This window comes from Bacillus sp. B28 (assembly GCF_029536185.1).
GTDB classification, from domain to species: Bacteria; Bacillota; Bacilli; order Bacillales; family Bacillaceae; genus Bacillus; species Bacillus halotolerans.
In genome coordinates, this window is sequence record NZ_CP120511.1 from 1,203,910 (window position 1) to 1,217,473 (window position 13,564).

Below are 13,564 nucleotides of genomic sequence, written 5' to 3' on the forward strand. Positions count from 1 at the left end.
GGGGCTCTCTGTATCGGGAGAGCCTCTTGCCTATTATTTTTTATGACGGTACATAGGCGTAAGTATGGGAAGAGAGGTCAGGCGGATGTTATAGATGAAGTCGATGACTCTTGTTGATATCACTTGGCAAATCAGAGCTTGAATCACAATGCCCCAGGCAATAATTGATGCGGTAATCATAAAAATGACGCAATTCATAATGAGCAAGATGGTTCCCGGGTTTCCGCCCCGGTAAATTGAGATCATAAGAGCAAGGGCTCCAAACCCCCCGTTAGAAATTTTATATTTGTATAAAAGTCCGATGCCGAGTCCTAATAAAACAGCGCCGCTTGCCAAATCAAGCCACAGGTTTGAGGTGATGTCCGGAAAAATGACATCGAAGACCAATACCGATACAGAGGTGACGGTAATCGAGGCGAGAGTGCCGGTGAATGTTCTCATCTCCAGCCATTTTAAAGCAGTGAAAAGCATCGACACATTCACAGCCCATACCGAGAAGCCGTGGGGAATGTGAAACAAATGGTGCAATAAGACCGCAATACCTGCCGCCCCGCCTGTCGGAATATCATGCGGAAATAAAAATAAGGACATGCCGAGTCCCTGTAATACACCGCCTGTGACAATCATAAACGTGAGTTTTGCTTTCATCAGCAGTTCAGCCATTAAGTCATTTGCTCCTTTATGAAAAGACTTGTCCGCTGTTACCATTTTATGAGGCTGTCCATGATTTATGTCTATAAATAAAGGGATGGTACAGCTTAAAACGCTGAACCATCCCACATATACCGATTGATGATCTCCGTATTGATTTCTCTGCCGATCCCTGTTCCTTTCGGTATGTGCACGATTCCTTTTGAAGGCTGAAGGCTGATCAGTTCTGTAAAAGGATTCTCCATTACGTCCCACTCAATCGGTTCAATTTGGTCGTTCTCCATTTTTGACCACGGAGGCAGACAGGCCTGCGCAAATAAAGCATAAAGCCGGGAAAGAGCGCCGTCATAGGCATGGGCAGACACTCTCACACCGAAATAACGCGCGAGCTGGAGGCAGTCGCGAAACTCATCGATTCCATTGACATGCATGACATCAGGCTGAATAATATCCAGGCTGCGCTGTGAGAGGAGAGACGCAAATTGTGCCGCGCCTTTCATATTTTCTCCGCCGGCGACAGGAACGGATAAACGGCTCCGCAGCAAAGTGTAATCCTGCGGCTGGTCAAAAGGCAGAGGCTCTTCCAGCCAGCTGATATTGGTCCAGTTCGAAAAAAGACGCTCCCACTTTAAAGCTGCTGCTGTATCGTAGCTTTGGTTTGCGTCCAGAATAATAGAAACAGAGCTGCCGGCATTGTTTTGCAGGGCGGTGATATGCCGCACATCTTCCTCAAAGGTTGTCCCGCCGATTTTGACTTTAATTTGATTGAAGCCCTGTTTCAATTGAACTTCAACATTCGTAAGCGAGCTGCTGATCCATTGCGGATGGTCTGAATAGGATTGGAAAGAGGCATATACAGGGAGTTCTTCTCTGTACCGTCCGCCCCACATGTCGCATACGGAACAACCTGCCGCTTTTGCCGCAATCTCCGTCAGTGCCATGCTTACAGCCGATGCCGCCCGCTGATGCCATTTTTTGATTGTGCGCACTAAAGGCAGGCGGCTGCCTGCCTGTTTACCTAAGAGATAGGGAATGATTCGTTTTGTGAAACCGACATGCAGGGCCGGGAGCCAATCCGCGCACTCTCCCCAGCCGTCAATGCCGCTTTCTGTGATAATTCTGATCAGATAGCATGTCCGGTATTGTTTAAATCCGTTTGCATCTCCGTAAGGTTTCTCTAATCGGTGCAAGAGCGGAAAAGTCTCGATCCGTTCGATTTTCAAACCGGACGCTACCTTTCCTCAGCCGGCTGAAGCCGATTGCCATTCATTGCAGGCTCTTCTTTTTCATTCGTCTCGTCTTTATTTTGTTTGACATGAATCAGCGTAAGCACAAGAATACCGACAACCAGTGTCAAGCCCGCAATGCTTAAGAACATGCCGGGTCTTGACCACTGCATCAAGCGCCCGAAAATAGGAGGCCCGATCGCCACCCCCAGAAAACGGACTGATCCGTACAGCGATGTCACAAAACCCCGTCGTTCTTTGCCGACAGCACCTGTGATAAAGCTGTTTATACAAGGAAGGACAAGGCCTGAACCGATACTGCTCAGCACGAGAACGCTGATAAACAGGACGAGATTTTCAATGAATGACAGTGCCGCGTAAGACACAGTCATAAACGCTAAACCGATGACGATCAGCTTTTTCATTAACGATTGCTTTTGTCCGATTTTGCTGCCCGTCGTATAAGATGTCACACACATGACCAAAAGGGGAATCGCCAAAATCAGCCCTTTTTTGACGCCGTCTGTATCGTATGTTTTTTCCAGTACGTCTGATAGGTAAAACAAAATGCCGAATAAGGTAAACAAACAGGTAGCCCCGGCTAAATAAGCGGTAAACAGCCATCTGCCTTCATGCTTAAATACACTTAACAGCCCTTTTGCATATTTTCCGATAGGAGGCGGTTCTTTTTCTTTTTCCTTTTCTTTAATAAAAATCCAAGTCAGCACGATTGAAATGATACAAAACACAGGAAAGGCAAAAAATGCGCCATACCAAACGATCAGGGCGATAAGTGAGCCAATAATCGGCGATAGAACTTTCCCCATTCCGTTTGACGCTTCAACAAGGCCGAGCACTCTGCTTTCCTGCGCGCCTTTAAATAGGTCCGCTGACAGCGCCATCGCAATCGGTCCCGTTCCGGCTGCTCCGATACCCTGAAGAGCCCGGCCAGCCATGACCCACGGATAAGCATTGTCAAAAAAACCTGCCGCAAACCCGGCCAGCAATCCGCCTGCTCCATACAAAAATAAGCAGGGAATAATGATGATTTTCCGTGAAAACCGGTCTGCGAGATAGCCGACAATCGGAATCGCAAACGCCGCAATCAGGGAAAACACCGTGATCACGAGACTGACTTGAAATTGGGATAAATGAAGTTCAGATTTCATCTTTGGCAGTATAGGAATAAGCATAGAGTTTCCAAGGGTTAATATTAAAGGGATAGAACCGATAGCTACAATCGTCATTCCGTTATTTTGTTTTGATGTTTCCATCTCAAAGCACACTCCTTTTCTTCTGCTTAGAGTGTCCCTGAAGGCATTAAAAAAACCGAACAGAATCTTCCTGTTCGGGTAAAAAAGGGTTAACCGAGCGCCTGTGAGATGACAGCGAATAATTGTCTGTTTCGTGCAGGCAGCGTCTTTTTTTGGTACATCATAAGCGGGGGCTCATCGTCTAAGTGAAAGCCCATTGCTTCCAGGCTGTCATGCAGCAACGGGCTTTCCCCAGACACGTCGATTCGCAACGGTCCTTGTTTTCCTGCGGCCAGCCTGTTAACCAATACAGCAGCGAGACCCGGTGAAGGTGCGATAAGCGGGCCTAATTTCAGATTGGCCGGTGTTTGTACAGATAAGCCATAGCCAATGAATGTGCCTTCATTATTTCTGACAATTACACATTCCGCTGATTGAGAGATCAAATGATGCAGAAGTGCTGCTCTGTCTCCGCCAAAGGCGGCTTGATCAGCCGCGATTAATTCCGGAAAATCCTTTTCTGTAAAAGATGTCAGTTCAATGTCATGCTGCTTTGTAAGCGGCTTGAAGCTTTGACAGCTGTATTTGCGGATTGAACCCGCTGTTTGAAATCCGGCTTTTTCATAAAGCGGCAAACCTTCCATCGTGGCGCAAAGCATGATGGCGGTGTTTTCATCGACTTGGCTGATACACGCGTTCACCATCCGCCGCCCCAGGCCGCGCCGTTTGTACTCGTTGTCGACGATAACGAGTCCGATAGAAGCAAGTCGGCCGTACAAAAACAAACCGATGCAGGAGATGATGTCTCCTTGGCTGTTTTGATACCCGAAGAAGCGTCCATGTTTTACAAGCAACTGCAGCTCTCGCTCGCCGTAATCCGGCCACCCGGCTTGCCGGGACAGACGCAATAGGCCGGGCACATGTTTTTCAGTAAGCTGAATCAGTTCAATCGCTGAATGCATGTCATCACCTGCTTGTTCTTGGTTTTTTGTACATCACAATATGGGTGCCAATGCCGGAAATCTCAAACGGCTCGCCAAGTTCTTTCCAGCCAAGCTTTTCGTAATAGCCTTTCACATGGTATCTTGCGTTGCACCAGAACGCCTTGACGCCCATATCGGCCAGCTTCTGCTCCGCGTATGTGATCAGTGTGCTTCCGGCTTTTTGATCACGGTATTCTTCGAGCGTTGCCATGCCTCTAAGCCGATATGCGGGTGAATCGGTCAATAGCGGCTGATTCTCGGGAGAAAAGGAAGCAATGCTGATCAGCTTTCCTTCAAAAAAAGCGCCGAGATGGAAAGAGCCTTCTGCTTGATCCTGTTCATATTTGCATTGTTCAATTGATTGATGGGGACGCAAAATGCGGTTCCGGATTTCATATGTATCCTCTGCGGGAATGGTTTTCACTTCAAGCATGATGATCCTCCTCTTATGTGATTTTTTTTCTATATCGTAACACGAATCGGGTTTGAAAAAGACTGCCCAATTGGTTCGGACAGTCTTAGTAAGGGATGTTAATGCAAATAAATATTCTGACGCTGTTCATCTTTTTGCTTAATGTAAGAAGTAAGCTCTGAGGTCAAGTCGGATCTGAGAAAAGGCGTGATTAAATAGATGCCGTTAAACAGCTCGCAGGCAGTATCCAGAAGGGAGCGTGCAATCGCAAGGCCTTCCGCCTTTTGTTTCTCTTTATCTTCGCCGGCGCGCGCCATTTTTTCGCGGATGGAATCGGACAGCTTGATGCCGGGAATTTCGTTATGGATAAACTCAGCGTTCCGGCTGCTTGTCAGCGGCATAACGCCGATATAAATCGGAGTCTTCAAATGCTTTGTTTCATTATGAATATCGACAAGCTGCTGCTCCGAATAGACGGGCTGTGAGATAAAATAATCGGCGCCGCAGTCGATTTTTTTCTCCAGCCGTTTTACAGCTTTATCGAGATGGCGGACGTTTGGATTAAAAGCAGCGGCCACTGAGAAATTGGTTTTCTTTCCGAGCGGTTTTCCGGACAGAGACAGCCCTTCATTGAACTGTTTAATCAGCCTGATTAAATCAAAGGACGTTAAGTCATAGACAGACGTTGCACCCGGGAAATCACCGATTTTAGAAGGATCGCCGGTAATCACCAGCACATCATGCAGCCCTAATGTGTCGAGTCCCATTAAATGTGACTGTAGGCCGATAATGTTTCGGTCCCGGCATGTAATATGGACAAGAGACCGCATATCGAGCTGCTGCTTAACAAGGGCGCCGCAGGCAACATTGCTGATCCGCGGGGTTGCCAGGGAGTTATCGGCGAGCGTCAGGGCGTCGATTCCCGCTTCTTTTAATTCAGCAGCGGCGGACAGAAATTTGTCAAAGCTCAATTTCTTCGGCGGGTCCAGCTCAACAATAATTGAGCGCTTTTCCGCAGCGATTTCATTTAATCCCGGCTCTGTCCGTTCGTGCTGAACAGTCACCAATTCCTTTGCCCGAACCTTTACATGCTTTTCCGTAACGGGGGCGAGTCCGCCCACAGCCTCTGCCATCGCCCGGATGTGGTTTGGCGTGGTGCCGCAGCAGCCGCCGATAATCCGCGCGCCTTGCTTGCGGAACTCAGCCGCGCTGTTTTGAAAATACGTGTCGTCAGTTTCATATACGAGCCGGCCTTCTTCGAGAGAGGGGAGGCTGCTGTTCGGGTAGACAGATAAAAACACGTCATCAAAAATCGGCACTTCACTGAGCGCTTCAATCATGTGGTAAGGGCCGAGCCGGCAGTTAATGCCGACGATATCGGCACCGAGGTCCGCAACCGAGCGCAGCGCATCAGAAAGCGGCGTTCCATCCTGAAGTACGCCTTGCTCATGCATGGATACATTCAGCATAATCGGGAGATTGGTTTCTTTCCGGGCGATTTTCAGCACTTCACGGGCTTCTTCCAAATCATAATACGTTTCTAACAGCAAACCGTCCGGCTCTTCATGCAGCAGTAAGTACAGCTGTTCGCGAAAGCTTCGTTTGATTTCGTCAAGGCTGTACGCATTTTTGTTAAACGTGCGGATGCCGCCCATCGTCCCGAGCACATACGCATCGCCGGCGGAAGCCCGCGCGATTTTTACTGCCTCCTGATTCATTTTTTTGATGTCATCTTCAAGGCCGTGTCTTGATAATTTAATATAGTTCGCTCCGTACGTGTTGGTTTGAATGATGTTTGCTCCCGCTTCGACATAGGCTTTATGTATACGCTGAATTTCCTCAGGTTTTGAAAGATTGAGCTCCTCAAAGCACCTGTCTATTCCGAAGGAGTAAAGCAGCGTGCCCATTGCGCCGTCACCGATTAACACCTGTTTCTTCAAATCTTCTAAAAGTCCCATTGTCTGCCTCCTTTATTCACATTCAGCAAGGAAAAAAGAGAAATAAAAAAAGTCCTCTTAAGAAGAAGACTTTGTCAGTGATATTGTCTCTTCTTATCTTCCAAGCTGTTCGAGCTTGCTGGATTTAGCACCTTGGTCATGGCAATGCGCCATTACACCGGTTGCTGAAGCTTCGTCGGGCCAGTCCCTCTGCTTCTCTTGATAAGAACGGATATGAAATTTTACATGTTCAGGAGCTGCCAAAAGATGCCTGGCATTTTCCCTTTCTCCAAATTTACCGAAAATAAAGACAATAATCAATAGGAATCAGAAAATTTATCTGAAATTTATAAATTGAACGTCAATTGGCAGATCAGCACCTCGAACGGCTGCGATAACCTGCTGAAGATCATCCTTGTTTTTTCCGGTGACACGCACTTGATCATCCTGCACTTGAGACTTTACTTTCAGTCCGGAGTTTTTGATGATGGTATTGATTTTTTTGGCGTTGTCTTTGTCAATCCCTTGAACAAGCTTTGCGCGCTGGCGTACGGTGCCGCCGGACGCGTTCTCAATTTTGGCGTAATCAATGTTTTTTGTCGGCACGCTGCGCTTAATCAATTTGCTGACAAGCACATCCTTGAGCTGGCTTAATTTGAATTCGTCATCGGAAACAAGAACAAGCTCTTCTTTATCTAATGAAATGTCACTTTTGCTCCCTTTGAAGTCATAGCGTGTGCTGATTTCCTTCAGTGCGATTTGAATCGCGTTTTGCACTTCAGGGAGTTCCACCTTGGATACAATATCAAATGAACTTTCTTTTGCCATATGAAAACCTCCATAACATTTAACTTATGTGTTGATTATAGTAGAATAAAGAGAAACTTCCAACAGAACAAAGAATCAATTTGTGATGATTGGAAAAAATGTTAACAAGATCCGCAGTGAAATAAGCGGGAAGAGGAAGGACGATAGCATGAGACCAGGGCAGCAATTAACCTTGAGTATAGATCACGAAACGGACTTCGGTTACTTTTTAACCGATGGAGAAGATACGATTCTCTTACATAACAGTGAAGTGACAGAGGATATAGAAGATAGAGATGAGGTAGAGGTCTTTATATACGTTGACCAGCAGGAACGGCTTGCAGCAACGATGAAAATTCCGGTCATCAGCGCTGATGAGTACGGCTGGGTAGAAGTGGTGGACACGGTAGAGGATATGGGCGTATTCGTCGATGTCGGCCTTTCGAAAGACGCGCTTGTCGCAACAGAGCATCTGCCGCCGTATGAAGATGTCTGGCCGCAAAAAGGGGATAAGCTCTACTGTATGCTGAAGGTGACAAATCGGGGGCGCATGTTTGCCAAACCCGCACCGGAGGACATCATCAGCGAGCTGTTTACGGACGCTTCAGAAGATCTGATGAATAAAGAGCTGACCGGAACGGTGTACAGGCTGATCGCTTCAGGATCGTTCATCATTACGGATGACGGAATCCGCGGTTTTATTCATTCATCAGAAAGAAAAGAAGAGCCTAGACTCGGCTCAAGAGTGACAGGACGTGTGATTCAAGTGAAGGAAGACGGCTCAGTGAATATGTCGCTTCTTCCGAGAAAGCAGGATGCGCTGTCTGTTGATGCCGAGTATATTCTAACGTATTTAAGAACGAGAAACGGCGCCATGCCGTACAGCGACAAAAGCCAGCCTGATGATATCAAAGAACGTTTTAACATGAGCAAGGCTGCCTTTAAACGGGCGCTTGGCCACTTAATGAAAAACGGAAAAGTGTATCAGGAAGACGGCTGGACATACGAGAAAAAATAGTGCATGAAAAAGGCTCGCCTGCAGCAGAACTGCGGAGCGAGCCTTTTTTAATTCTAATTTAATTCATCAACCAGCGTTCTGATTGCCATTTCACGATCCACATTGTCTGAAATCGCGATCGGCGTAATATCAATGGCAAGAATGACAAGAATCAGCGCACCGGCTGCGGCAACATAAGAAACATAATAGAAATAGTTAGCGGTATCGACCGTGTTGACGAGCTCGGCTTGAACTCTGGACGTATCATCCTTGGAAGCGGCGATGTCCTTTGCAGCTTCTACTTTTTCTTCAACGATTTGACCTGCTTTTTTCAGCAGTTCATCCACCTTCATTGCATCTTTGCTGTAAACAGCTTTCTTCAGATTGTCAAAAAAGTCAGCATCCTCTTTTTTGATATCAGCAACAACCTGATTGGCAAAAGCCTTTGCCTGTTTTGTGTTGAGCTTGTCAGTCATGGCTTTATTAAATACCTCTGGAAGCTTTTTGCCCACTTCACCCTGAGCAAACACAAACCCTTTAAAAATCTCTTCACCTGAATACTCAAGCTGCTTCGCCTGTGCTACACTTTCCTGCTGCTTCACCAAAAACACTGTTGTCACCAATACAACCGACAAAAATACAAGAAACGCCTTCTTCAAACTGAAACCTCTCCCTTCTTTTCTTTTTTATTCCACTTCAGTCTGCGTATATATGTAAATTGAAACGTGGAATCAATTGGAGTGAGATACAATATCAAAATGCCGGCCATGATGAGTGAAAAGCTGATTAAACCCAGCATAACCGCGAATATCTCGTGCATAAAAACAGCGATGATTAAAATCAATCTCCAATGCTTCTTCGGCGCGAACAGTGCCGCAAAGATGACAATCTGAACGAGAAGCGTCCCCCATGTCGGAATCACCACAAACGGACTTGATACAAACGGCTTCGTTAAAGCCTGAAAAAAGCCGTTAAAGCCGATGGTTTTTTCCTGGGCGAAATAATAGACGGCCGTTCCGTCCACCCATTCCTGCTGAGACAGCTTAGCGACAGTAGAGTGGAAGTAAAGTACCGCTACTTGAAGCCTGATGACAAAATAAGAAATAAAAGCTGTGATTTTACCAATTGTTCTTTGGCCCTCTGGATCATCAGGTCTTCCGCTCCAATGCCATTTTCTCGGGTCAGTCAGCGTGATAGGAATCAGCAAAAATGTGATAACCGCGGCTGCCTGCTCTCCTCCGTCGATGACAATTAACGACGACTGCAGGCTGTAACTGACATACCAATGGAGAATCCCGGTGATTCTGGGGCGCCACCCGATCACAACAAGCACCAGAATGGCAATACAGACCCACCTGAACAGATTTAACATCATATAGTTATTTTCACCGAGGCAAAAGAGACTGAGATTCATTTTACAAGCAGGGTAACTGCTGATTCCGCTGGCTGGCTTCATAATGAGGCTCGGATGATTGACAAGCAGCGTCAGCAGGCTGGATAAAGCAATAATGCTTCGCGCGAGTCCGTATACATTTGTCCACGGATTTTTTTTGTCCCATCCGGTGATGGTCTGTTTTATGTTTTCGAGCATGAGATCACAACCTTGACTATGCTTTTTACCTGATAAGACGAAGCGGTGTATTTAGAATAGCTCCAAGGAACGATGTCCTCTTTCGTCAAATAATAGCTGCCGCAAAGCAGCGGGCGGGGCGCCGGTGTTTGCAGCTGAACGGTTTTGGCTTTGCTTTTGCAGGCATTCAGGTCCGTTTCTTTACATTCTGTCCACTGTTCCTTGCCGACTTGGCTGTAGATAACGCCCATTTCTACGCCCTGCGATCGCCCATAACGATACAGGCCGAATAGGTTATCAGCCCTCATATTAGGCCATCTGACCTTGGCGCTGGCATCTCCATCTTCATATAAGCCGATGGCGGTATCGCGGGGGTTTTTGCTGAAAAAGCCCCAGCCTTGAGGAATGACGCTGGACATGAGAAATTTGGAGTCCTTTGTCAGCGGAATCGGGGTTGTCCCTAAGCTGCCAATGATTGAAAACAGAAATAAAGACCCCCAGAGAACTGAAAAAATGATAAAAAATGATATCGATTTCTGCATTCGACTGCTCCTTTTTAAACTGAAGAAATTCATTTTTCTTACTTTTCATAATATAAAAACATTTCTGTAATAAAAAGGTTAAAAAGTATGAGAAATTCCATTTTTGTTAATGGGGAAAATAGGACATTTTTCATAGCTATATGTCATTGATATATAGTGATTTTTTCGATATATTTAAACCATGAAAACGAATCAAATTAACGACCGCTGGATTGTTCAATTTCGCAAAGGGATTTTCGAGCTGGCTATTTTATCCCTGCTGCGCTCAAAACCGATGTATGGTTATGAGCTGACATCGTCCTTAAAAACAACCCCTGCACTGGCTATTTCAGAGGGTGCGATTTATCCGATTTTAAAACGGATGACGGAGAAGGACTGGGTCGAATTTTTTTGGCAAGATTCTTTGGACGGCCCGAAAAGGAAGTACTATAAAATGACGCAAAAAGGAGAAGAGATGTTAAAAGAACGGCTGGAGAAGTACCTGGAAACCCATCAAGCTTTATTGTCTTTATCGGGGGATTTGCTATGAATGCACAGCACATCATTGACCGCTATACGGAGGAACTAAACGCTGAGCTGGCGAATATGCCTGAAGTAGAGAGAGAAAACACGATAGCCGAACTGAAGGGCCATTTAACCGCTTTTGTACAAGACAGAATGAATGCCGGCCATTGTGTAGAGGATCTGCGGGAAGCTGTCGAAAATGAGTTTTCTCATCCGAAAGAGCTTGCCGAAGCGATGATGGGTGAAGGGGAGGAACAGAAACGGAGGGGTTCTGTGTTAGGAAAAAGCGGACTTTCAGTTTTTCTTATTGCTGTAATCATACTCCTGCCGCTGCTGCCGCCCTCATACAGATATGCGCCATTGGCTCTTTACTTGGCGGTGCTTGCGGGCTATGTGTGGAAGCGGAAGAAGTTAATGATGTTTGCGGGTGTAAGAAAAAACAAAATGCGCTCTCAACATGAGATTGTTACGATTTCTAGGGTCGGTGCGGGCTATCTGCTGTTTTTGGCTGTTCTGCTTCTTGTGCAGCCGCTCATCAATGCATTCGTCGTCCTTTTGCTGATTGTGGTTAGCTGTGCCGCTTTTTTTCTTTATTTAAACGTCAAGTAATGTTGTAGGAGGCTGTAATATGGAGATCAGCATCAATTATCTATTAATTGTCATTTCGCTTTTATTCTTTGTGGTAGCCTATTTTGTCGGGATCAAAAAACAGACGTGGATGCTGGCGGGGTTTAATGAGGCACGTATCCGGGATAAGGATCGGCTGGCCAGAATAGCAGGCTACTTTTTCTTGAATTCCGGTTTGTTCATTCTGCTGAACAGCTTTATCTCATTTCAAGGCCAGGAGCAGCTGATTCCGCCGCTTATTTTGGCATATGGCGCAGGGGTTATTATTTACGTGAATAAAAAACTGGTAGAATAGGAGCTGAAGGACGGAGCGAAACCTCTGTCCTTCTTTCTTTTTCCTGAAAATAGGAACGAAGCACCACATACAAGTTTCGGCTTTTTTGTTAGGATGAACGAAAAAGTAGATTCCAAAACAGGAAGGATGTGGTGTTTTGCGTACACTGTTCAAAACATCTCTGTTCATGGCCGGCTTATGCACGGCAGCTCAATGTGTTTTTGCATCAAATGCCTCAGCAGATCAAAGCATCAAATACGACCATACGTATCAAACCCCTTCATACATCATCGAAAAATCACAGCCATCATGGCAGCCAGCTCAAAACCTAACGCAGAAAGAAGCGCTATTTTCATATCTGGACAAGCAACAAACCCATTTTAAGCTCAAAGGAAACGCGAACAGCCATTTTCGTATTTCAAAAACAATAAAGGATTCAAAGACAAAACAAACATTTTTTAAATTAGAGGAAGTGTATAAAGGGATTCCTGTTTACGGTTTTGGACAGGCGGTCGCGATGAAGGAAAACAAACAAGTGAAAAGTTTCTTCGGGAAGGTGCACCCGCAAATAAATGACATATCTGTCACACCGTCTGTATCTAAGAAAAAAGCCATACATACAGCGCGCCGTGCGCTTGAGGCCTCCATTGGAAAAATCGAGTATGTTGACGGAGAACCGAAAGCCGAATTATATATTTATCCGCACGAAGGCGCATATGATCTTGCCTACCTTGTGAGACTTTCGACGTCTGAACCTGAACCTGGATATTGGCATTATTTCATCAATGCCAAAAGCGGAAAGGTCATTGATTCTTTCAATGCCATTCATGAAGCAGCCGGTACAGGGATCGGCGTATCAGGCGAAGAAAAAAGCTTTGAAGTAACTGAACAGAATGGGCGTTATTATTTGGCTGACGAAACAAGGGGAAAAGGGATAAATACTTTTGACGCAAAGAACCTGAACGAAACCTTGTTTACCCTTTTGTCTCAATTGATCGGGTATACAGGCAGTGAAGTGGTCAGCGGCACGTCCGTATTTCATGATCCGGCGGCTGTAGATGCCCATGCAAACGCACAAACCGTTTACGACTATTACAGCCGCACGTTCGGCCGCCATTCTTTTGATCAAAACGGAGCGAGAATTACGTCTACCGTACATGTGGGAACACAGTGGAACAATGCAGCGTGGAACGGTGTGCAGATGGTGTACGGGGATGGTGACGGCGCTAGGTTTAAGCCGCTGTCCGGATCGCTCGACATTGTGGCGCATGAAATGACACACGCGGTCACCCAGTATTCCGCCGGCCTTTTATATCAGGGAGAACCAGGCGCGCTAAACGAATCCATTTCTGACATTATGGCGGCGATGACAGACCGGGATGACTGGGAAATCGGCGAGGATGTATATACGCCGGATGTACGCGGGGATGCTTTACGTTCGTTAGAGGACCCTTCCAAGCAGGGGAATCCGGATCATTATTCAAACCGGTATACGGGCACAGAGGATTACGGCGGGGTGCACATCAATTCGTCGATCCACAATAAAGCGGCATATCTTCTCGCAGAAGGCGGCGTGCACCATGATGTGCGGGTTGAAGGGGTCGGGCGTGAAGCTTGTGAGCAAATTTATTACCGGGCTTTGACATATTATGTAACGCCTTCTTCAGACTTCAGCATGATGAAGCAAGCGGCTATCGAAGCCGCCAATGATTTATACGGTGAAGACTCAAAGCAATCAGCTTCTGTCGAAAAGGCATATGACGCAGTCGGAATTCAATAAA

At 46.2% G+C, this 13,564-nt stretch carries 14 protein-coding genes, 1 pseudogene and 1 riboswitch; of the genes and pseudogenes, 5 read left to right on the plus strand and 10 right to left on the minus strand.

What is annotated here, in order from left to right; translation table 11 throughout:
* Positions 1-33: 33 nt before the first annotated feature.
* The 7 genes from P3L57_RS05885 to P3L57_RS05915 form a co-directional block, all read right to left on the minus strand.
* Complete coding sequence (locus P3L57_RS05885) at positions 34-663, minus strand: YitT family protein (protein ID WP_044156440.1); 630 nt, start codon at positions 661-663, stop codon at positions 34-36.
* A 95-nt stretch (positions 664-758) separates the two neighbouring features.
* Positions 759-1,874 (minus strand): mandelate racemase/muconate lactonizing enzyme family protein, encoded by a 1,116-nt coding sequence (locus tag P3L57_RS05890; RefSeq protein ID WP_069486361.1) that lies wholly within the window; start codon positions 1,872-1,874, stop codon positions 759-761.
* Between the two features lie 8 nt (positions 1,875-1,882).
* A complete protein-coding gene (locus P3L57_RS05895; protein WP_044156438.1) occupies positions 1,883-3,151 on the minus strand; it encodes an MFS transporter in 1,269 nt (422 codons plus the stop codon).
* An 89-nt stretch (positions 3,152-3,240) separates the two neighbouring features.
* Positions 3,241-4,092, minus strand: a complete 852-nt coding sequence (locus tag P3L57_RS05900) for a GNAT family N-acetyltransferase (RefSeq protein WP_069486362.1) — start codon at positions 4,090-4,092, stop codon at positions 3,241-3,243.
* Positions 4,093-4,096: 4 nt separating this feature from the next.
* On the minus strand, positions 4,097-4,546 hold the full coding sequence (locus P3L57_RS05905; protein ID WP_069486363.1) for a GNAT family N-acetyltransferase: 450 nt from the start codon (positions 4,544-4,546) through the stop codon (positions 4,097-4,099).
* 98 nt (positions 4,547-4,644) lie between these two features.
* Entirely contained in the window at positions 4,645-6,483 is a 1,839-nt protein-coding gene (locus P3L57_RS05910) for a bifunctional homocysteine S-methyltransferase/methylenetetrahydrofolate reductase (protein WP_069486364.1), read from the minus strand.
* A gap of 90 nt (positions 6,484-6,573) precedes the next feature.
* Positions 6,574-6,691, minus strand: a riboswitch (SAM riboswitch).
* Positions 6,692-6,798: 107 nt separating this feature from the next.
* Positions 6,799-7,290, minus strand: coding sequence for a YajQ family cyclic di-GMP-binding protein (locus P3L57_RS05915; RefSeq protein WP_044156433.1), 492 nt, complete (start codon positions 7,288-7,290; stop codon positions 6,799-6,801).
* Positions 7,291-7,388: 98 nt separating this feature from the next.
* Here P3L57_RS05915 and P3L57_RS05920 point away from each other — a divergent pair.
* A pseudogene (locus P3L57_RS05920) lies at positions 7,389-8,287 on the plus strand (CvfB family protein).
* Positions 8,288-8,340: 53 nt separating this feature from the next.
* Here the strand turns inward: P3L57_RS05920 and P3L57_RS05925 are convergent.
* The 3 genes from P3L57_RS05925 to P3L57_RS05935 are packed head-to-tail and all read right to left on the minus strand — an operon-like array spanning position 8,341 to position 10,378.
* Positions 8,341-8,925, minus strand: coding sequence for a sporulation delaying protein family toxin (locus P3L57_RS05925; RefSeq protein ID WP_024120881.1), 585 nt, complete (start codon positions 8,923-8,925; stop codon positions 8,341-8,343).
* Positions 8,922-9,857, minus strand: a complete 936-nt coding sequence (locus tag P3L57_RS05930; RefSeq protein ID WP_024120882.1) for a sporulation-delaying protein SdpB family protein — start codon at positions 9,855-9,857, stop codon at positions 8,922-8,924. The genes P3L57_RS05925 and P3L57_RS05930 overlap by 4 nt, the downstream gene beginning before the upstream one ends.
* Positions 9,842-10,378: an SdpA family antimicrobial peptide system protein gene (locus P3L57_RS05935; protein WP_069486366.1), complete on the minus strand. Its 537-nt coding sequence runs from the start codon at positions 10,376-10,378 to the stop codon at positions 9,842-9,844. Before P3L57_RS05935 ends, P3L57_RS05930 begins: the two co-directional genes overlap by 16 nt.
* Before the next feature lie 181 nt (positions 10,379-10,559).
* On the opposite strand from P3L57_RS05935, the gene P3L57_RS05940 reads away from it, so the two are divergent.
* From P3L57_RS05940 to P3L57_RS05955, 4 genes are all read left to right on the plus strand, one after another.
* Complete coding sequence (locus P3L57_RS05940; RefSeq protein ID WP_010333707.1) at positions 10,560-10,907, plus strand: PadR family transcriptional regulator; 348 nt, start codon at positions 10,560-10,562, stop codon at positions 10,905-10,907.
* Positions 10,904-11,491 carry an HAAS signaling domain-containing protein gene (locus P3L57_RS05945; protein WP_069486367.1) on the plus strand — a complete coding sequence of 196 codons (588 nt, stop codon included), beginning with the start codon at positions 10,904-10,906 and terminating at the stop codon, positions 11,489-11,491. Before P3L57_RS05940 ends, P3L57_RS05945 begins: the two co-directional genes overlap by 4 nt.
* Positions 11,492-11,510: 19 nt before the next feature.
* Complete coding sequence (locus P3L57_RS05950) at positions 11,511-11,804, plus strand: DUF3784 domain-containing protein (RefSeq protein ID WP_024120885.1); 294 nt, start codon at positions 11,511-11,513, stop codon at positions 11,802-11,804.
* Positions 11,805-11,940: 136 nt separating this feature from the next.
* A complete protein-coding gene (locus P3L57_RS05955; protein ID WP_059336297.1) occupies positions 11,941-13,563 on the plus strand; it encodes a M4 family metallopeptidase in 1,623 nt (540 codons plus the stop codon).
* Position 13,564 lies beyond the last annotated feature (1 nt).